The sequence below is a fragment of the Solirubrobacter phytolaccae genome (genome assembly GCF_027587195.1).
Lineage (GTDB): Bacteria > Actinomycetota > Thermoleophilia > Solirubrobacterales > Solirubrobacteraceae > Solirubrobacter > Solirubrobacter phytolaccae.
In genome coordinates this window covers 19,856-38,784 of sequence record NZ_JAPDDP010000013.1, presented here as the reverse complement: position 1 = coordinate 38,784, position 18,929 = coordinate 19,856, and the positions used below count along the sequence as shown (strand labels likewise).

General features: G+C 72.8%; 16 protein-coding genes. 5 read left to right on the top strand and 11 right to left on the bottom strand.

Annotation, left to right across the window (positions count from 1 at the left end):
• The first annotated feature begins 1 nt into the window (after position 1).
• The 4 genes from OJ997_RS09245 to OJ997_RS09230 are packed head-to-tail and all read left to right on the top strand — an operon-like array spanning position 2 to position 4,898.
• Positions 2-532 (top strand): hypothetical protein, encoded by a 531-nt coding sequence (locus tag OJ997_RS09245; RefSeq protein WP_270024792.1) that lies wholly within the window; start codon positions 2-4, stop codon positions 530-532.
• Positions 513-1,067, top strand: a complete 555-nt coding sequence (locus tag OJ997_RS09240; RefSeq protein ID WP_270024791.1) for a hypothetical protein — start codon at positions 513-515, stop codon at positions 1,065-1,067. The genes OJ997_RS09245 and OJ997_RS09240 overlap by 20 nt, the downstream gene beginning before the upstream one ends.
• A gap of 2 nt (positions 1,068-1,069) precedes the next feature.
• Complete coding sequence (locus OJ997_RS09235) at positions 1,070-2,461, top strand: Dyp-type peroxidase (RefSeq protein ID WP_270024790.1); 1,392 nt, start codon at positions 1,070-1,072, stop codon at positions 2,459-2,461.
• Between the two features lie 25 nt (positions 2,462-2,486).
• On the top strand, positions 2,487-4,898 hold the full coding sequence (locus OJ997_RS09230; RefSeq protein WP_270024789.1) for an AAA family ATPase: 2,412 nt from the start codon (positions 2,487-2,489) through the stop codon (positions 4,896-4,898).
• A 3-nt stretch (positions 4,899-4,901) separates the two neighbouring features.
• Here OJ997_RS09230 and OJ997_RS09225 read toward each other — a convergent pair whose 3' ends face one another.
• Positions 4,902-8,348 (bottom strand): Ig domain-containing protein, encoded by a 3,447-nt coding sequence (locus OJ997_RS09225; RefSeq protein ID WP_270024788.1) that lies wholly within the window; start codon positions 8,346-8,348, stop codon positions 4,902-4,904.
• 97 nt (positions 8,349-8,445) lie between these two features.
• Between OJ997_RS09225 and OJ997_RS09220 the strand changes: the two genes are divergently transcribed.
• Entirely contained in the window at positions 8,446-9,924 is a 1,479-nt protein-coding gene (locus OJ997_RS09220) for a P-loop ATPase, Sll1717 family (protein ID WP_270024787.1), read from the top strand.
• Positions 9,925-10,099: 175 nt separating this feature from the next.
• Here the strand turns inward: OJ997_RS09220 and OJ997_RS09215 are convergent, their stop codons facing one another.
• The 10 genes from OJ997_RS09215 to OJ997_RS09170 all read right to left on the bottom strand — a co-directional run bounded on the left by OJ997_RS09215 (position 10,100) and on the right by OJ997_RS09170 (position 18,910).
• On the bottom strand, positions 10,100-11,083 hold the full coding sequence (locus OJ997_RS09215; protein WP_270024786.1) for an iron-siderophore ABC transporter substrate-binding protein: 984 nt from the start codon (positions 11,081-11,083) through the stop codon (positions 10,100-10,102).
• A complete protein-coding gene (locus OJ997_RS09210; RefSeq protein WP_270024785.1) occupies positions 11,071-11,874 on the bottom strand; it encodes an ABC transporter ATP-binding protein in 804 nt (267 codons plus the stop codon). Before OJ997_RS09210 ends, OJ997_RS09215 begins: the two co-directional genes overlap by 13 nt.
• Positions 11,871-12,881, bottom strand: a complete 1,011-nt coding sequence (locus OJ997_RS09205; protein ID WP_270024784.1) for a FecCD family ABC transporter permease — start codon at positions 12,879-12,881, stop codon at positions 11,871-11,873. Before OJ997_RS09205 ends, OJ997_RS09210 begins: the two co-directional genes overlap by 4 nt.
• Positions 12,878-13,831 carry a FecCD family ABC transporter permease gene (locus OJ997_RS09200; RefSeq protein ID WP_270024783.1) on the bottom strand — a complete coding sequence of 318 codons (954 nt, stop codon included), beginning with the start codon at positions 13,829-13,831 and terminating at the stop codon, positions 12,878-12,880. The genes OJ997_RS09205 and OJ997_RS09200 overlap by 4 nt, the downstream gene beginning before the upstream one ends.
• A gap of 98 nt (positions 13,832-13,929) precedes the next feature.
• Positions 13,930-14,397 carry a hypothetical protein gene (locus tag OJ997_RS09195; protein WP_270024782.1) on the bottom strand — a complete coding sequence of 156 codons (468 nt, stop codon included), beginning with the start codon at positions 14,395-14,397 and terminating at the stop codon, positions 13,930-13,932.
• On the bottom strand, positions 14,394-14,930 hold the full coding sequence (locus tag OJ997_RS09190; RefSeq protein WP_270024781.1) for an RNA polymerase sigma factor: 537 nt from the start codon (positions 14,928-14,930) through the stop codon (positions 14,394-14,396). Before OJ997_RS09190 ends, OJ997_RS09195 begins: the two co-directional genes overlap by 4 nt.
• An 8-nt stretch (positions 14,931-14,938) precedes the next feature.
• Positions 14,939-15,499 (bottom strand): DUF1775 domain-containing protein, encoded by a 561-nt coding sequence (locus OJ997_RS09185; protein ID WP_270024780.1) that lies wholly within the window; start codon positions 15,497-15,499, stop codon positions 14,939-14,941.
• The gene (locus OJ997_RS09180) at positions 15,496-17,058 is read right to left on the bottom strand and encodes a copper resistance CopC/CopD family protein (protein WP_270024779.1); all 1,563 of its coding nucleotides are present in this window, start codon (positions 17,056-17,058) and stop codon (positions 15,496-15,498) included. Before OJ997_RS09180 ends, OJ997_RS09185 begins: the two co-directional genes overlap by 4 nt.
• On the bottom strand, positions 17,055-17,756 hold the full coding sequence (locus OJ997_RS09175) for a hypothetical protein (protein ID WP_270024778.1): 702 nt from the start codon (positions 17,754-17,756) through the stop codon (positions 17,055-17,057). The genes OJ997_RS09180 and OJ997_RS09175 overlap by 4 nt, the downstream gene beginning before the upstream one ends.
• Positions 17,753-18,910 (bottom strand): ABC transporter substrate-binding protein, encoded by a 1,158-nt coding sequence (locus tag OJ997_RS09170; RefSeq protein ID WP_270024777.1) that lies wholly within the window; start codon positions 18,908-18,910, stop codon positions 17,753-17,755. The genes OJ997_RS09175 and OJ997_RS09170 overlap by 4 nt, the downstream gene beginning before the upstream one ends.
• Between the last annotated feature and the right edge of the window lie 19 nt (positions 18,911-18,929).

Genomic DNA, 18,929 nt, shown 5'->3' with positions numbered 1-18,929 from the left:
GATGGGCAACGTCCACGGCCGGATGACCGGCCTGACGCTCTTCACGCCCATCCGGCCGCAGTGGGTGTGGTTCCTGCGCATCGGCCTGCCACTCACCCGGCATCTGCCGTTCATGGCGCGCCACATCCTGCAGTTCAACTTCATCAAGTTCGTCCGCTGGACGATCGTGCCGGGGCTCGACGACGAGCAGCTCAACTACGAGTACCTGTACTTCGAGAGCAACTTCGACGGGCCCTGGCAGCACTACATCGACGCGTTCGCGTACGTGATCCCGCTGGACATCCGCGTCACCTGGGGACGCGGCCCCGGTTTCCCGGCGCCGCCGCCCGCGGAGCCGCTGAAGGCGTGGATCGCGATGAACTCGATGGACGGCGGCACCTACTACTGCGCGCACGCGGACGAGTCGACGCGGATGGTCAACAACGCGCTGGCCGTCAAGGAGCGCTTCGACGCGCTGGACCCATCCCTGCCGCCGGACGAGTTCAAGGCCGCATGGGAGCGGTTCCTGACGGATGCGCAGGCGCATCTCTGATCGCGGCCACCGGGTCGGCAGCGCCTACGCGCTGACCACGTTCGCGCGTGTGCTGGACGGCCGCGAGGACGAGCTCGAGGCCTACCTGGAGGCGCTGCCGATCGGCGCGGACAGCCCGTTCGCGCGCATCGACACGCTGCACATCGCGCGCGTGCAGCTGTTCCGCGCGCTCGTGCACCAGGGCCCGAAGCAGCGCAAGACGGACACGCTCCGGCACACGCACCTGGTGTTCACGAGCACGATTGACGGCGACCTGGAGCCGTACCTGGACCGGCTGTGCGCCGAGGTGCCCGAGTGCGACGAGTGGTGGGGCCTCTGCGCGGGCTATCCGGGGCGCGTGGACCGGCGCGCGTTCCGCGCGTTCGTGCGCTCGATCCAGGCTCCGGCCGGGCTGTTCCGGTCGGCGATGCCGGACGCGAGCGTGGTCGAGGTGCGTGAGGCGCTGGCGGTGCGCGAGCGTGTGATCGACTTCGCGGTCGAGGCGCAGGGGCTGTCCGCGGCGGAGCTGCAGGCGCGGTTCAAGGAGCGGTTCTGAGCATGCTCGGCCGCCCGCCCAACGTGCCCCGGCGTGAGCCGCGCGCCTCGCAGATCGACCTCAGCGACATCCAGGGCAATGTCCTGCGCGGCTACACGCATCCTGCCGCCGCGTACCTGTTCCTGCGGATCGTCGATGTCGACGCGGCCCGCGCGCTGATGCGCCGGATGCTGCCGCAGGTCGCGACCGCGGAGCCGTGGCGCAGCGGCACGCCGGCCACGGTGATGAACGTCGCCTTCACGTTCGCGGGCCTGCGGGTGCTCGGGCTGAGCGAAGCCGTGCTCGCCTCGTTCCCGGACGCGTTCCGCGACGGCATGGCCGCCCGCGCCGACCATCTCGGCGACCGCGGCCCGAGCGCGCCGGACGCGTGGGAGGACGGCCTCGGCAGCGATGCCGCGCACGTCCTGGTGACCGTCTACGCGATCGACTGGGAGCACCTGACCGCGGCGCTGGCGAAGATCATCGGCGAGGACTCAGACCAGAACGCGGTCACGCTCGCGCACCTCCAGCGGGCCGAGGCGCTGCCCGGCGGCCGCGACCACTTCGGCTTCTTCGATGGCATCGCCCAGCCCGCGGTGCGCGGCGCCGGCGTCGAGCCCCGCCCCGGCGACGGCCAGCCCGACGGCGCCGGGGGCTGGCGTGAGCTCGCCACGGGCGAGGTCCTGCTCGGCTACGAGGACGAGGACGGCACGCTGCCGAGAGCGCCGGTCGCCCCGTTCGACCGCAACGGCACGTTCGTCGTCTACCGCAAGCTCGCGATGGACGCCGCCGCGTTCCGCCGCTACACCGCCGCCGAGGGGGAACGCTACCCGGGCGGTGCCCGCAAGCTCGCGGCCAAGATCGTCGGCCGCTGGCCCGACGGCACGCCGCTCGCGCTCTCCCCCGACTCCCCCGACGCCTCGGTCTCCTCCGACCAACACCGGATCAACGACTTCGGCTACGCCGACGACCCCGACGGCCTGAAGTGCCCGCTCGGCGCCCACGTGCGCCGCGCGAACCCGCGCGAGGCGCCCGGCTTCTTCGACGGCCGGCTCACGAACCGCCACCGGATCGTCCGCCGCGGCCGCGCCTACGGCAAGCCGCTGGCGCCGGGCGCCACCGAGGACGACGGCGTGGACCGCGGCCTCGTCTTCGTCTGCTTCCAGGCCGACATCTGGCGCCAGTTCGAGACGATCCAGGCGCTCTGGATCGACGACGGCGACCCGTTCGGGCTCGGCCGCGACAAGGACTTCCTGGTCGGCGAGCCCCACGGCACCGAGGGCAAGATGACCATCCAGGGCCACCCGCCCCACTTCCTCAAGCCGCAGCCGCGCTTCGTCACCCTGCGCGGCGGCGAGTACCTGTTCCAGCCGTCGATGACGGCCCTGCGCACGCTGGCCGAGCGCCCCGCCTGACGCGGCACGGATAGGCTGCGCCGCCGTGGCCAACGACGTCAACCGGCCGCTCGTCGGCCGTGACGCCGAGCTCGAGCGGATCGCCGCGCTGCATGCACGCCGCGCACCCGGCGTGGTCATCGTCGGCCCGGCCGGGGTCGGCAAGTCGCGGCTCGCGCGCGAGGCCGTCGCCGCCGCCGCGGACACGGGCGCGCTGGCGCCGTGGGTCCAGGCCACGCGCAGTGCCGCCACGGTCCCGCTCGCCGCCTGCGCCGGCCTGCTGCCGGCGGACGCCAGGTCCGAGGACCCGGTCGAGCTGATGCGCCTCTGCGCCGAGGCGCTGCGCGAGCGCGCCGACGGACGGCCGATCGTGCTCGGCGTCGACGACGCGCAGCGGCTCGACCCCACCTCGGCCACGCTCGTCCTGCATCTCGTCTCGAGCGGGCTCGTCTTCCTGGTCGCCACCGTGCGCGTCGGGGAGCCGTGCCCGGACGCCGTGCGCGCCCTGATGGACGACGCGGGCGCCGAGCCGCTGGAGCTGCGTGAGCTGAGCGAGCGCGACGCCGCCGCGCTGGTCGAGGCGCTCCTGGACGGTCCGGTCGAGCAGCGCGTGCAGCGGTGGGCGTACGAGCGCACGCGCGGGAACGTGCTCTATCTCCGCGAGCTCGTCACCGGCGCGATCGCCGGCGGCGCGTTCGAGGACGCCGGCGGCCTCTGGCGGCTCACGCGCCAACCGCCGCCGAGCGCCTCGCTGTCGGACCTGATCGGTGACCGCCTCGCCGAGCTCGAGCCCGCCGAGCGGCACGTGATCGAGCTGCTGGCGCTCGGCGAGCCGCTGCGGCGGACCGAGATCGTCACGCTCGCGGGCGCCTCCGCGGCCGACCGCGTGGCCGCGCGCGGGTTCGTCCGGATCGCCGACGCCGACGTGCGCCTCGAGCACCCGCTGTACGGCGACGTCGTGCGCGCGTCGCTCTCCAGCGTGCGCGCGATGGACGCCCGCGTGCGGCTCGCCGCCACCGTCCGCGCCCGGCCCGACCGATCGTCCGCCGACGCCCTGCTCGTCGCGCGCTGGCTGCTCGACGCCGACCAGCCGGTCGCCCCGGCGCTGGCGCTCGAGGCCGCGCAGGCCGCGCTCGAGGCCGGCGACCCCGACCTCTGTGCCCGGCTGGTGCAGGACGTCGACGGCGTCGAGGCCACGCTGCTGCTCGCGCGCGCCCACTCGGTCCGTCAGCGCCACGAGGAGGCCGAGGTGGTGCTCGCCGCGCTCGAGGGGACGATCACCTCGCAGCTGCTGGCCCTCCGTTACCTCCAGCAGCGCGCGGTCGGGCTGCTGTGGGGCCTGCGCCAGGCCGAAGCCGGGGCCGAGCTGCTCCTGCGCGCCCGCGAGTGGTGGCCCGACGACCCGGCCTGGCGCAGCCAGATCGCCCCGCTGCGCGTCCGGCTGGTGGCGGCGACGACCGGTTACCGCGCCGCGATCGAGTCCTCGTCACAGGCGCTCGCGGACCCGAGCCTGGAGGGTGCGGCGCGCCGCCGGATGGAGCTGGTGCACGCGACCAACTGCTTCTACGGCGGTCGCGTGCAGGAGGCGCACGAGCGGATCGGCGCGCTGCGACCGGCGCTCCCGCTGCGCGACGAGATCGACGAGGCGGCGATGATCATGTCCTGCGTGATCGGGCTCGAGTCCGGCTGGGGCCTGGACACGACCGCCAACTTCATGGCGCAGGCGCTCGCCGCGAGCATCCGGGCGGACGAGCACGCCGGCGCGGGGATCGCCGCGGTCGCGCTCGGCGCGATCGCGCTGCTCGCCGGCCGCTACCACGAAGCCGACCGCTGGCTGGCCGAGGCGGTCGTGCACCTCGAGCGCCAGGACCCGTTCGGCTCGCTGGCCTCCGCGCACGCGCTGCGCGTCGGCGTCGGCTTCTTCACCGGCGACGATGAGCGGGTGGAGTCGTCGCTGAGCGCCTGCCGGGCGACGATGAAGCTCGAGCCGCTGGACACCGACCTCGTGTACACCGTGCGCGGCGAGGCGTGGGCCGAGCTGGCCGCCGGTGACGCGGCGGCAGCCCAGGCGCGGCTGCTGGCCGAGGCCGAGCGCACCTCGCTGCCCGTGTACGCCGCGCAGCTGTACTACGAGGCGCTGCGCGCCGGTGCGCCCGCCGCGCGGGTCGTCGAGCCGTTGCGAGCGGTGTGCGCCGAGTGCGACGGCCGCTTCGCCGCCGCCTATCTCGCCCACGCCGAGGCCGCCGACGGCCCCGCGTTGTCCGCCTGCGCCGACGAGCTGGTCGCGATCGGCGCGGCCCGCTACGCCGCCGAGTGCGCCGCGCGCGCGGCCGAGGCCTTCACGGCGACGGGCCGGGAGGACGACGCCCGGCGCGCCGCTGCCCGCGTCGCTCAGCTGCACGACGCCGAGCAGGGCGGGTTCGCGCCGGTGATCCGCGCGAACCCGCCCCGTCGGTGAGGGTCAGTTGTAGGCGAAGCCCACCTTGCGCGCCCAGGACGTGCCGTCCCAGACGTAGTAGCGGGCGCTGTTGCCGACCGCGATGCACTGGTTGTTCGCCGGGCAGGCGATGTCGTTGATGACCAGGCCGGACACCGGCGCGGACTTGACCCAGCTGGTGCCGTTCCAGGCGCCGATGACACCGCTGCGCCAGGCCGCGGCGCAGGTCGTGCCGCCGACGACGCAGTCGGCCGCGTAGCTCACGCTGCCGGCGCCGGAGCTGACCGGCGCGGCGAGCGAGCCCGTCCACTTGACCGTGCTGTCGTTCTGGCCGCCGACGATCAGGCAGGACGTGGTCGAGTTGCAGCTGACGCGGGTGTTGTAGAGGCCCGTGTTCTGCAGCGCCGACCAGGTGGAGCCGTTGAACACCGACAGGCCGTCGAACGCCTGCACCGCGGTGCAGAACGAGGCGCTCAGGCAGTCGATGTCGTAGTAGCTGTCCTCCGGCATGCGGATGGAGCGGCCCCAGCTGCCGTTGGTCAGCTGCCACGAATAGCCGGTGTCGTCGCCGCCGATCTCCTCGTCGCCGTACACCTCGCAGACCGTGGCCGAATAGCAGCTGGAGCCCTGGACGGCCGTGCGCGTGCCGCCGTGCGAGACGGCCGGGCGGTCGACGTCGGTCCAGGCCGTGCCGTTCCACGTGAAGGCGTCGCCGCCCGTGGTCATGACGCAGCGGGTCGCGCTGAAGCAGCTCAGGCTCGTCGGGTTGTAGAACTGCACGTCAGCGGACTTGGTCCACGTCGTGCCGTTGTACAGCCACGTGTTCTGGAAGCCGACGGCCATGCAGCCCGTCGTCGACCAGCAGTCGATCGCCTGCAGGTTCACCGGCGTGCCCGACGGCTCCGGCGTGACGGTGATCGTCAGCTCCTTCGTCGTCTGCGCGTTGGTCGAGTCGGTGACGGTGACCGTGAAGGTCGTGTCGCCGCCGGCGTTGGCGTTGCCCGTGATCGCGCCGGTGGCGGGATCGAGCGTGAGGCCGGTCGGCAGCGCGCCGGTGGTCACGGCCCACGCGTACGGGCCGGCGCCGCCGATCACGTTCAGCGTCGAGCTGAACGGATCGCCCTGCAGCACGGTCGGGAACGTGGGCGTGCTGACGACCATCCCGGGCGGGTGGACCTTCAGCGTGACGGCCTTGGTGGCGCTGTGGCCGGTGGTGTCGGCGACCTTGACCGTGAACGCGGCGTCGCCCTGGGCCGTCGGGCGGCCCGTGAGCTTGCCGGTGGCGGCGTCGAGCGTGACGCCCACGGGGAGCGTGCCGGTCGCGACCGACCACGTGTACGTGCCCTCGCCACCGGTGGCGGCGAGCGTCTGGTCGTAGAGCACGCCCTCCATGCCGTCGGTGAGCGTGGCGGCGGTGTCGATCACGAGCGGCGGCGCGAGCACCGTCAGCTTGAAGTCGCGGCGGGCGACCTTCCCGTCGGCGCCGGTCACCGAGACGGTGATCGGGAACGCCCCGGTCTTGGTCGGGGTGCCGAGCAGCTGGCCGGCGTCGAACGTCAGGCCCTCGGGGAGCGCGCCCGTGAGCTTCCACGTGTACGGCGCGATCGAGCCGGTCGCCGCGAAGGCGACGCGGTAGGTCGAGCCCGACTGCGCGTTCTCGAGCGCGGTCGTGGTCAGCGCGATCGCCGGCGTGCGGATCGTGATCGCGTAGTCCTTGCGCGCGACCTTGCCCTCGCCGTCGACGACGCTGATCTGGAACTTGTCCGTGCCGTACGCGGTCGGCGTGCCGGTGATCGCACCCGTCGTGCGGTTGAGCACCAGGCCCGCGGGGAGCGCGCCGTCGGTCACGTAGTAGCCCGTGCCCTTGCCGCGCGTGAGCTTGACCTGCGCCTTGTAGGCCGTGCCGTTGTCGCCAGCCGGGAACGCCGCGCCGTCGAGCGCGATCGGGGCCTGCGTCTTGGACTGCGCGACCGTCCAGTCCTTGGACCAGATGTCGGGCTTGTTGTAGTCGAAGCCGAACTTCCAGACCTTGAAGCGGAGCCCGCCGCCGGCCTGCAGGCCGCTGGAGAGGCGCCACCACGGGCTCTTGTCCGTGTCGGCCTTGAGCTGCATGAAGATGCCGGCGGTCAGGTACGGGCCGGCGACGTCATAGAAGTCGAACGCGAGCCGCGGGCCGACCGACGCCTTCAGGTTCATCGAGCCGGCGGGCTCGTAGTACTTGGTCTTGAACTCGGCCTTGGCCTCGCCGTACGGGCCGAAGTTGTCACCGTCGTAGGCCAGGCCGAACGACGTGCTCAGCGACTGGTCGACCTCGATCGACGTGCTGGCGGCGATCGACGCCTCGCCGTTGACGAGGAAGTTGAGCTTGGGGACGATCACGACCGGCACCGGGCCGACGGTGAACGACCACGGCGTGAAGCGGTAGTCCTCCGGGAGCAGCTCGAGCTCGAGCTCGCACTTGGCCTCGCCGTAGACCTCGACCTTGAGGCTGGCGGCCTGGTTGAGCTTGACGCCCACGTGCGCGGTGATCGTGCCCGGGTGCAGCCAGCCGCCCCAGGCCACGCCGACCGACGTGCCGGCGTCGAAGGAGACGTCGCCGGTGAGCTTGGCGCCCGCCTTGCTGGAGCACTTGAACGGCTTGTCCGCGCCCTCCTTCTTGGCGTTGAAGGAGCGCAGCCCGTCCGGCAGCTTCTTCAGGGCCGAGCCCTGCTTGAACGCGCCCGGGTCGTTGCTCGGGTCCGCGTTCGCGACGCGGCTGAAGTCCTCCGCGGTCATCTTCAGCTGCGGCTGGGAGATGATCTCGGCCTGCGGGCCGATCGCGGTCAGCGGCGCGGGGTCGGCCTGCGTGATCGCGAGGTCGCCCTGGCGCGTGACCGACTTGACCTCGACGAGCATGCCGCCCGGGGTCTGCGGGCCGACGCCCGCGGTCAGCACGGAGCCGACCTTGATCAGGCCCTGCGGATCCCGCACGGTGACCGTGCGCGTCCCGTTGGGATCACCGCTGACGGCGGTGACCGCCGAAGGCTGCGCGACGAGCGTGCCCGAGTCCACCTGCTGGCGGTAGCGCACACCGACCCACGCGACCGCGTGCTTGCGCACCTTCGCGACGGTCTTGCGGTAGGTCGCGAACGTCGTCAGGTCCGCGCCCTTGATCGGCTCGGCCGTGATCACGTAGCGGCCCGGCTTGACGTTGCGGTAGGTCTTGGTGGCCGACAGCTTGCGCTTGAAGCCGCCGGGCCCGGTGACCGTGACCTTCGGCTTGCTGCCCTTGGGCGCGAACTTGACCGAGACGCGCAGCGACGTCGTCTTCTTCGCCTTGGTCTTCGGCTTCAGGACGACCGTCCGCGACGAATCGGTGGCGGTCGCGCAGTTGACGGGCGAGCAGAGCGGCGCCGCGGCCTTCGCGGCGGCGGCTGGTAACGCGAACGCGAGCAGCGTCGACGCTGCAAGCACGAGGCGGGTGGGGCGCAAGAGGGAACTCCAGAGTCAGAAAAGCAACGGCTCCCTGGGTATTCGTCCGGCTCCCGCGTCCTTTGAACAGACGTTTAACCCCGGTAGGCTCGCGGACATGGCGGCGAGCTTCGCCTCCATCCAGTTCGGCTATGCCGACGCCCACAAGGAAGGCTCGGAAGAGCCGGACCTGCTGATCGACGGCTTCCTCGACGACGCGCGGGTGATGGACAGCGCGCTGCGCGGGTCGCCGTTCCTGTTCCTGGGCTACAAAGGCTGCGGGAAGACGGCGATCGTCGAGCGCGCCAAGCTGCTCGCCGAACGCGACCCGCAGCTGTTCGTCACGGCGGCGACGCTCGAGGAGTTCTCCTACACGGACTTCAAGACGTTCGCGGGCGTCTCCGGCGACTTCCAGTCGCGCTACCCGGCCGCGTGGGCGTGGAGCCTGCTGCTGCTGTTGATCCAGTCCTTCGAGGCGGACGAGAGCGCCCGTCTGGAGGCGCAACGGCCGTACACGAAGGCCGTCACGGGGCTGCGCGAGCTGGACCTGATGCCGGTGCCGCAGCTCAACCAGCTCGTCAGCCGCTCCTCCAAGCGCGGCTTCAAAGCCGGCATCCCGAAGTTCCTCGAGGTCAACGAGGAGCGCGTGTACGAGGGCCAGGACCTCCAGCTCTCGCAGATGGTCGCCGTCCTGCGCGCCGCGGTGAAGAGCTTCCGGACCGACAGCACGCACGTCGTGTTCGTGGACGGGCTCGACGACGTGCTGACCACGCGCGAGCTGCAGTTCCAGGCGATCGCGGCACTGATCACCGAGGTCTCACGCCTCAACGGCGAGCTGCGCGTGGCGGGCTGCCCGGCGAAGTTCGTCGTGCTCTGCCGGACGGACATCTTCGACCGGCTGCCGGGCGCGAACAAGAACAAGATCCGCCAGGACAGCTCGGTCGAGCTCGACTGGTACCACGACCCGCGCGACCCCGCCGGCAGCCGGCTGCACACGCTCGTGAACCTGCGTGCGAGCGTGTCGCTCGGCCGCGAGGTCGACGTCTTCCAGGAGCTCCTCCCTCGCATGGTCGACGGCCGCCCGGCGGTCCGCTACCTGCTCGACCACACGCGCCACACGCCGCGCGACGTGCTGCAGCTAATGCGCGCCATCCAGGGGTTCGTCGAGCACGACGGACCCGTCACGGAGCGCGAGATCCGCAGCGGCCTGCGCACCTACTCGACGCGCTACTTCCTGCCGGAGCTGCGCGACGAGCTGCACGGGTACGCCGAGCCGACCCAGATCGACAGCGTCGTGGCGCTGCTCACCAGCCTCGAACGCGACCGCTTCAGCCTCGACGAGCTCCACGCGCAGCTGGAGCTGCTGGGCTTCCCGCCGATCGACCTGCCGGCGCTCGTGCGCACGCTCTTCGAGTGCGGCGGGCTCGGGATGATCGAGGAGCAGCACTCCGGGGCGCCGCACTACACGTTCAAGTACCGCAACCGCCACGCGATCCCGATCCCGACGCGACGCTGGGTCATCCACATGGGGGCGTTGAAGGCGTTGAACATCGAGCGCCCGCGCCGGCCGACGAGACGCGGCGGGCGCGGGCGCTGAGTTGGGGGCGCGATCACGGACCTCGGAAGTGGGCTGGTGAGCGCGAACCTCCGCCGTCTAGATCACGGGCTAATAAGCAGCGCGGTCCGTGATGTGTGCGTGGAATGGGATGGCCTGGGCATACAGAGCTTCTGACCACCGGCGGGGGCCCGCAGATACGTGGATGTGCGGCACGTCACTCGGGCTGGGTGACCTTGGTCTCGGTCTTGCCGTCCGCCGCGGCCGTGAACTGCGCCTCGGTGTTCGCGAGCATCCACGGCAGGCTCAGCGCGCTCGCGAAGCCCAGCGCGCCCGCCATCTGGTCCTTGAGGTCGAGGTAGATCACGCGGTCCTCCTTGACGGCGTCCAGGCGCTTGAAGACCGGGTTGGCGAGGATGTCCTTCTGGGCGCCGTACATGACGACCACGTCCTGGTCCATGAGCCGGAACTGCTCCTGGCTGAACTGGGCGTAGAACTGGTCGCCGGCGAGCTTGTCGACCTCCTTGGGGGTGGTGAAGCCGATGTCGGAGAGGAAGCGCGAGCGCGTGTCGCCGGTGGCGTAGGCGCCGTAGCCGTCCGGCCCGCCGTAGGCCATGATCGCCGTCTTGCCGGCGAAGTCCGCGTGCTTGGCCTTGAACGCGTCGAGCTGGGCCTGCACGTCGGCGACGACCTCCTTGGCTTTCTCCTCGCGTCCGAGCGCCTGGCCGACGAGCAGCGTCTGCTCGTCCCACGGCATGCCGAAGTTGATGTAGTCGCCGGACTGGGCGACGGTCGGCGCGATCCGGCTGAGCTTGTCGTAGTCGGCCTGCTTGAGGCCGGCGTTGATGCCGATGATCAGGTCCGGGCGCTGGGCGGCGACCGCCTCGAAGTTGATCTGCTGGTCGGTGACGACCTCCGGCTCCGCCCCCTTGAGCGCGGCCTGGGCCCACGGGCGCGTGCGCCACTCGTAGCCGCCGCCGAACTCGCCGACCGCGACCGGCGTGACGCCGAGCGCGAGGATCGCGTCCTGGTCCGTGTAGCCGACGGTCACGACCCGCTTCGGGTCCGCGGGGACCTCGGTCTTGCCGAACTTGTGGGTGACGGTGCTCCTCGGCGCGGACGCGGACCCGGAGGTCGCTTCGTCGCTGCCGCAGCCAACGAGCACAAGGCTCGCCAGTAGGACGGGTATCAGGATGCGCATCTCGTACTCCTTCGCTGGGCGATCGGAAGGCACAACGGGGTGCCGGTCACGGGGTCCTCGACGACGCGGGCCTCGAGCCCGAAGACGTCTCCGATGAAGCGGTCGTCGACGATCTCGCCCGGCGCGCCCGCGGCGTGCACGCGGCCGTCGCGCACGGCGACGAGCTGGTCCGCGTAGCGGCAGGCCTGGTTGATGTCGTGCAGGACCATCACGACGGTGCGACCGCGCTCGGCGACGAGGCCGTCGAGCAGGTCGAGCACGTCGATCTGGTGGGCGAGGTCGAGGTAGGTGGTCGGCTCGTCGAGCAGCAGCAGCTCGGTCTGCTGGGCGAGCGCCATCGCGATCCAGGCACGCTGGCGCTGGCCGCCGGAGAGCTCGTCGAGCGGGCGGGCCCGCAGGTCGGTCGTCGCGGTCGCGGCGAGCGCCTCCTCGACGGCCTGCTCGTCCGTCGGCGACCACTGGCGGAACAGGCCCTGGTGCGGATAGCGGCCGCGCGCGACCAGGTCCTCCACCGTCAGGTTCTCGGGCGCCGTCGGCGACTGCGGGAGCAGGCCGAGCCGCTTCGCGACGGCCTTGGACGACAGCGTGCGGATCTCCTGCCCGTCGAGCAGGACGGACCCGCCGGTCGGCGTGATCAGCCGCGCGAGCGCGCGCAGCAGCGTCGACTTGCCGCAGCCGTTGGCGCCGACGATCGCCGTGATCTGCTCGGGGCGGATCACGAGGTCCAGCCCGGCGACGACGTCCGGGCCGCCGTAGCCGACGCGCAGGTCGCGGGCCTCGAGTGAGCTCATGCGCGGGCCCTCCGGAGGAGCAGCAGGAAGTACGGGGCGGCGATGATCGACGTGAGGATCCCGACCGGGATCTCCGTCGGCGGGGAGAGCGTGCGGCCGATCAGGTCGGCGCTGAGGACGAGCACGGCGCCGCAGCCCGCCGCGGCCAGCATGGAGGTGCTGCGCGTGAGCCGGCGCGCGATGTGCGGCGCGACGAACGCGACGAAGCTGACCATGCCGGCGGCGGAGACCGCGAGGCCCGTGAGCAGGACCGCGGCGCCGAGCAGGAGCAGGCGCGAGCGCTCCACCCCCACGCCGAGGCTGCGCGCGACGTCGTCGCCCAGGCCGAGCACGGCGACCCGGCGCGAGAGCGCGAGGATCACTGGCACCAGCACGCCGACGCCGACCGCGAGCGGCCACACCTGGTCCCAGCTGCGCCCGTTGAGCGACCCGACGAGCCACACGTACGCCGTCTCGACCTCGAAGATCCGGCCGCGCGTGAGCACGTAGGAGATGCCCGCGTTGGCGAACGCGGCGACGCCGATGCCGACGAGCACGAGCCGGAAGCCCTGGACGCCGCCCCGCCACGCGAGCACGTAGAGCAGCGCGCCGGCCGTGAGCGACCCGGCGAGCGCGGCGAGCGGCACGGCCTCGACCTCCGTGAAGACGATCAGCGCGACCGCCGCCAGGGACCCGCCGCTCGCGATCCCGACGACGTCCGGCGAGGCCAGCGGGTTGCGCGTGACGTCCTGGAAGATCGCGCCCGCCACGCCGAGCGCCGCGCCGACGAGCAGGCCGGTGAGCGCGCGCGGCAGGCGCAGATCGAGGACGACGAAGTTCGTGGCCTGGTCGCCCGCGCCGACGAGCGTGTTGACGACGTCGGCGGGCGGGATCGCGAACTCGCCGACCGCGACGCTCGCGACCAGCCCGGCGAGCATGGCGACGAAGAGCGCGGTGGTGACCGCCGCCGAGCGGGCGTGGAAGCGCAGCGACACGCCGCCGGCGCGGACCGTGATGCGCTGGCTCACAGCGCGACCAGCTTCGGACGACGCACGAGCCAGACGAAGAACGGCGCGCCCACGAGCACCGTGACGATCCCGACGCCCATCTCCGCCGGGCGCACGAGCACGCGGCCGACCACGTCCGCGGCCAGCAGCAGCACCGCGCCGAGCAGGACGCTGTAGGGCACGATCCAGCGGTAGTCGGGGCCGGCGAGGATGCGAGCGACGTGCGGCACGGCGAGCCCGACGAACGCGACCGGTCCCGCGGCCGCCACCGCGCCGCCCGCGAGCAGCACGAACCCCAGGCTCACCGCCGCCCGCGTGCGCCCGACGTGCTGGCCGAGCGAGCGCGCCACCTCGTCCCCGAGCGCGAGCGTGTTCAGCGAGTGCCCGGCGGCGAACGCGATCACGAGGCCGGCCGCGATCACCGGCAGCACGGTCAGCGCGACGCTGCCGTCACGGCCGCCGATCGAGCCGACGATCCAGAAGCGGAACTCGTCGAGCGTGCGCGCGTCGAAGACGAGCACCGCACTTGTGAGCGCAATCAGCAGCGCGGCCATCACGCTTCCCGCCAGCGCGAGCGTCACACCTGCTGGGCCCTTGCGGGTCGTCGCGCCGAGCGCGAACACGGCGATGGCGACGATGGCCGCGCCGGCCAACGCGAAGCCGGTGTACGCCGGCGTGGAGCCGACGTTCAGGACCGAGATCGCGAGCACGACCGCGAACGACGCGCCCGCGTTGATCCCGAGGATGCCGGGCTCGGCGAGCGCGTTGCGGGTCGCGCCCTGCATCAGCGCGCCGGCCGCGCCGAGCGCCGCGCCGACGAGCAGCCCGACCTCGGTGCGCGGGACCCGCAGGTCGCGGACGATCGCGTGCGCGTCGCTGCCGTCGTAGGCCGTGAACGCCCGGATCACCTCCGCGAAGGGCACGGACTTCGAGCCGATGGCAAGCGACGCCAGCACGCTGAACGCGAGCACGACGAGCGCACCGAGCAGCCCGGCGACGCGGGCGGGACGTGTGGTCAGGAGGAACGGCAGACCGCGTATTAGGTATCCCTAACGCGCGGCCTGAAACCTCAACCCACTCCGGGCGACGGCGCGTAGGCGCCGAGGAAGTCCGGGCCGATGATCTGCTGCTCGACCGCTGCCTCGCCGATGTAGCAGCGCCATTCGCGCCCGTCGGAGCGCAGCGAGCGACAGCCGCCGTTGACGTGCTTGGTCGCGTCGACGGTCGGCTCCACCGTGCCCTTGAGGTCCTCGACCTCGGCCTTGAAGTCGCCCTTGATCGTGCAGTGGTACTCGACGCCGTCCGTAACCGTGGTGCACTCCGGCGTCGTGCCGGCGAGGAACTTCGTGCCGGCGGGCATCGACCGCGCGACCTCCTCCGTGGTCAGCAGGCTGCCGGCGACGGCCGCGCCGGGGACGAGCAGGGCGATCGCGACCGCGCCCGTGATCGTGCGCCGCCGGCGGCGCTGGTGGGTGCGCAGGTCACGGCCCGTGGCCCGCTCGAGGTCGTCGCCGATGGCGCTGAGGCGGTCGGTCATCGTGTCTCCTTGGAAGCTGCGAGTCGGGTACGCAGGGCGGCCAGGCCGCGGTGCACGCGCACGCGCGCGGCGGCGGGCGTCGTGCCGAGGTTCGCGGCGACCTGCTCGTAGTCGAGGTCGTCCTCGATGCGCAGGCGGATCGCCTCGCGCTGGTTGTCGGGGAGCGCGTCGAGCGCCTCGTCGAGCCCGTCGAGCCACGCCTCCTCGGGCGCGGCCGCGGAGGTCTCGACCCGCATCCCGAGCCGTTCGCGAGCGCTGTGCTCGAGCGCCTGCCGGCGGACGGAGTGCAGCAGCACGTTGCGGGCGATCCCGAACAGCCACGGGCCGGCGGTCCCGCCGCACTCGTCGCGGAAGCGCGCGCGGACGAGCCAGGCCTGCGCGAACGTCTCGGCGGTCAACTCGTGGGCGGCGTCCTCGTCGCCCGAGCGGCGCCGGTGGTAGCTCAGCACCCGCTCGGCGTAACGGTCATAGAGCTCGCGGAACGCACCGGAGTCGGTGCGTGCGGCGGCGATCAGCGCGGCATCACTTCGCATCTCGGGGGTTACATGACGCTACGACGCCTCCGCGTTACCGCGACTCCGACGATCACGATCAGCAACCCCAGCACGCCGCCGAGGTAGAGCGGCCAGGCTCCGTTCTCGTCGCCTTCGGGGGCGCCGTTGCCGGACAGGTCGAGGATCGCGGCCGGGCGCTCGTCGTCGGGGCCCGTGGCCTGGATCCAGCGGACGACCTCGCCGTCGGCGTAGGTCTGCAGCGCCTTGAAGACGATCCGATCGGCCTTGGGGAGCGGGCCGAGTGTGACCTTGAACTCCTGGGCGCGGCCGGGGCCGATCGCCTGCGCGGGCGTGTCCGGCGCGAAGGCGATGTCGCCGCCGCCGCGGTCCGTGCTCGTCCAGCCGGGGTGGGGCGCGACCTTCGCCGGGACGCCCGGCGGCAGGAACAGCTCCAGGCCGGTGGTCGCCGCGTCCGCGCGCTCGTTGGGCACCTTGAACGTCAGCTCGACGGTGTCCCCGGGCCGCGCGACCGTGGGTCGCACCTCGACGTGCGCGGAGGCCGGCGCGGCGAGCACGAGGCTCAGCAGGATGGCCGCGAGCAGCCTCATCGGATCCGCACCGGGACGTCGATCGTCCGCTCGTCGATCTCGGACGTGCGGACGTTGATCCGCAGCGTCCAGTCGCCGGGCTCGGGGATGGTCAAGGCCGTGGCGACGTAGTGCCCGGGCTCGGCCGACCCGAGCTCGACCGGCAGGCTGTCCCCGTCCGGGCCGCGCAGCCGAGCGGTGACCTCCGGCGGGATGGTGAGGCGGCCGGTCGGCGAGACCAGGTAGAGGTCGGCGACGTTCTGGCCCTGCTTGGCGGGTGTGACGCGCACCTGCACCTTGCCGCCGTCGAGGCCGGGGACGGTGACGTCGACGGGGTCGACGTAGGCCACGCGCGCGGGCGCCGCGTTGACGAGCGCGGAGGTGACGCCGAGCACGACGAGCCCGAGCGCCGCCTCGGCAAGGACGGTGCGCCGCAGGTCACCGGCGCGGGCGAGCGCGCGCCGCGTGAGCGCGGCGAAGGCGACGATCACGAGCACGAGCCCGGTCTTGACGAGGAGCAGCCGCCCGAACCCCGTCGCGGGCAGCGCGGCTGGCGTCCCGGACTGACGCCACGCGAGATAGACGCCCGTGACGCCGAGCACGGCGAAGCAGCCGAGCGCGAGCGGCGAGAAGCGCGCGAGGACCGGCCGCGGCGTGTCGCGGGCGAGCAGCGCGACGAGCCCGCCGAGCCACAGCCCCATCGCCAGCAGGTGCAGGCTGGCCGCGGGCACGCCGAGCCAGGGCTGCACGCCGGTCCGCGAGTGGTCGGCGAGCGTCCACGTGAGCGTGAGCCCGACCGCGCACACCGAAGCGGCGGTCACCTGAGGACGCGTGACCAGGACCACGAACCCCGCCGTCAACAGCAGGCGCGCGACCAGCGCCTCGCCGAAGCGCGTCTTGAGCGAGAACCACAGCAGCGACGGGTCGAGCAGCGAGCCGCCCGTCGCGTACGGGCCCTGCAGGAGCAGCAGGACGACCGTCGCTCCCGCCAGCAGCGCCGCCCCGCGCCACACCCAGCGCACGCCGCGGCGCTCGCCCCCGAGGAGCAGAAGCACGGCCGCGCCGCCGATCGCGAGGGCGAAGCCGAGGAAGGCGACGCCGCGTGCGATGCCGTCGGCGACCTTCACCGCCGGGCTCGTCGCGCCCGGCTCGGTCGAGACGACCACCGCGCTCGGCTCGCCGATCGAGAACGAGAACGCGCCGGCGACCGGGTGCGAGTCGGCCGAGGTCACGCGCCAGGTGACCACGTAGGTGCCGTCCTTCAGGCCCGCGGGCAGGCGGAGCACGGCGGTCGCGGCGTCGCCGCCCGCGTGGGTGGCCTTGGGCGTGTCGAGCTCCTCGCCGGTCGCGTCGAGCAGGCGCACGGAGTCCGGGCCGAGGTCGACCGCCTCGCTCCAGCGGATCTGCACCGTGCGCGGGGCGGAGCCGACGACGGCGCGGTCGGACGGGGTCGTGCGGACGATCGTGGCGTGCGCGCCCGCGGCCGGCGCCAGCGCGAGCAACGCGAGCAGCGCCGCGAGGGCGGCGGCCACCAGCCGCGTCGGGGCGAGGCGCGCGCGTGCCGGGTCGGCGCGCGTCATGCGAGCCGCTTGAGCACCGTCCGCAGCACGGCCTCGGCGTGCGCGGGCGCGTCGGAGCGCTCGCCGATGATCTTGCGGTGGGTCACGTCCAGGTAGAGGATCACGTTCGCGCGTTGGACGACGATGTGCGCGGCGTCCTCGTAATAGACGTCGTCGTTCGGGTTGGTGTGCGCGATCTGCTGGAGCACGCCCGTCCAGCCGTCGTCCGTCTCGAGCGGCCGGGCACTCACGGCGTAGGTGCCGAGGATCGGCGACGGCCCGCCGCGCACCTCGTAGCTCGGCGGGCACTTGCTCATGGCCGCGCCGACGGCCTTCATGCCGTCGGTGGCGATCGCGCTCGTGCCGAACAGCAGCGCGCCCTGCGTGACCGATGGCGTGCGGATGTCGGTCTCGTCCACCGGCCCGACGACGAACTCGCTGACGGGCTCGGCCGCCTTGGGCTTGATGATGTTCTCCACGCGCACGGGCGCGTTCGCGCGCTGCATCAGCGGGCAGACCTCGAGCGCCTCGCGCGGGACGTAGTTCGCGTGCGAGTGGTACTCGTCGTCGACCCAGTAGTTCTCCAGGACGGAGGCGGCGTCGCCCGCGTCGCTCGCCTTGTAGTAGGCGGCCTTGACGTCCTTGGCGGTGTAGCTCGACGGCCCGTCGGCGCCGCACCCCACCAACGCCAGGACGCACAGGACGAGAAGCCGCTTCATCCGTCCGACCGCAGCGTGTTCTCGACCACGAACGCGGTGCCGTCCACCCGCAGGACGAGGTTGTTGTCGTACTTGACCGTGTGGTCGGAGGCGAACGCCAGCTCGCCGCCGAGGAGCGTCTCGAAGCTCGGGTCCAGCTGCGTCAGCTCGGTCGCGTTGCGCTCCGGCTCGACCTTCCCGCTCTGGGTCACGGCCTGCGCCAGCGCCCGCACGCCCTCGTAGGCCTGCAGCGCGTCGGACCCGGGCTCGCGCCCGAACTTCGCCTTGAAGCGCGCCGTGAAGTCCGCGGCCTCGGGCAGGTTCTGCGGGCTCGCGGGCGCGATCACGTACGCGCCGTCCGCCGCCGCGCCCGCCGCGGCGATGAACTCCGGGCTCTCCGACGCCGCGCTTGCCACGAACGTGCCGTCGAAGCCGGCGTCCCGAAGCGCCGCCAGCAGCTCGCCCCCGCGTGCGGGCGCGCCGGCCCAGTACACGGTGTCGGGCTTGGCCGCGAGCGTTGCCTTCACGGACACGTCGACGTCCTCGACGACCTGCTCAGACACCGGCTTGGGCACGGGCGCGGAGAGGCCGAGGACCTCCTTGCCCAGCGCCGCCGAGGCGCGGTCGTCGTCGGTCAGCACCGCGAGCTTCTGCGCCCGCGAGTAGGCGAGCCAGTGCACCGCCGCCAGCGCCGACTGGTACGGCGTGCCGTTCGTCAGGTACGCGGTCGGCGTGCGCTTCGCGGACACGACGCCCGGCGCGTTCGCCGACGTGATCAGCAGCGGCACGCCGTCCATCGCGCGCGCCGCGGCCTTCGCCGCGTCCTCGCACACACCACCCACGACACCCGCGGCGACCGCGCGGAGCTTGAGCGCCGCGGCCTCGCCCCCGCCGGCCGTGCAGCCGTCGTCCTCCGCCACGATCTTCACGCGCTGGCCGAGCACGCCGCCGCGCACGTCGAGGTCCGCGGCCGCGAGCTCAGCGCCCTGCCGCACCTCCTGGCCGCGCGCGGTCTCGAGCGGCGCGAGCACGCCGAACGTCACGTTGCCCGGCTTGAACCCGCCGCCCGGCGGGACCGTGCGCGCAGGCGCGGCGGGTGACGAGCCGCCACCGCCGCACCCCACTACAAGCGCCGCGAGGGCGCCGGCCAGGCCGGCGCCCCCGAGGCGGTACATCGACTTCCTCACACGGCTC

Excerpts from the sequence above, each read along its gene's own strand:
- OJ997_RS09245 (WP_270024792.1), top strand. The coding sequence starts at position 2 with ATGGGCAACGTCCACGGCCGGATGACCGGCCTGACGCTCTTCACGCCC.
- OJ997_RS09240 (WP_270024791.1), top strand. The coding sequence starts at position 513 with ATGCGCAGGCGCATCTCTGATCGCGGCCACCGGGTCGGCAGCGCCTAC.
- OJ997_RS09235 (WP_270024790.1), top strand. The coding sequence starts at position 1,070 with ATGCTCGGCCGCCCGCCCAACGTGCCCCGGCGTGAGCCGCGCGCCTCG.
- OJ997_RS09220 (WP_270024787.1), top strand. The coding sequence starts at position 8,446 with ATGGCGGCGAGCTTCGCCTCCATCCAGTTCGGCTATGCCGACGCCCAC.
- OJ997_RS09215 (WP_270024786.1), bottom strand. The coding sequence starts at position 11,083 with ATGCGCATCCTGATACCCGTCCTACTGGCGAGCCTTGTGCTCGTTGGC.
- OJ997_RS09210 (WP_270024785.1), bottom strand. The coding sequence starts at position 11,874 with ATGAGCTCACTCGAGGCCCGCGACCTGCGCGTCGGCTACGGCGGCCCG.
- OJ997_RS09195 (WP_270024782.1), bottom strand. The coding sequence starts at position 14,397 with ATGACCGACCGCCTCAGCGCCATCGGCGACGACCTCGAGCGGGCCACG.
- OJ997_RS09190 (WP_270024781.1), bottom strand. The coding sequence starts at position 14,930 with ATGCGAAGTGATGCCGCGCTGATCGCCGCCGCACGCACCGACTCCGGT.
- OJ997_RS09185 (WP_270024780.1), bottom strand. The coding sequence starts at position 15,499 with ATGAGGCTGCTCGCGGCCATCCTGCTGAGCCTCGTGCTCGCCGCGCCG.
- OJ997_RS09180 (WP_270024779.1), bottom strand. The coding sequence starts at position 17,058 with ATGACGCGCGCCGACCCGGCACGCGCGCGCCTCGCCCCGACGCGGCTG.
- OJ997_RS09175 (WP_270024778.1), bottom strand. The coding sequence starts at position 17,756 with ATGAAGCGGCTTCTCGTCCTGTGCGTCCTGGCGTTGGTGGGGTGCGGC.
- OJ997_RS09170 (WP_270024777.1), bottom strand. The coding sequence starts at position 18,910 with ATGTACCGCCTCGGGGGCGCCGGCCTGGCCGGCGCCCTCGCGGCGCTT.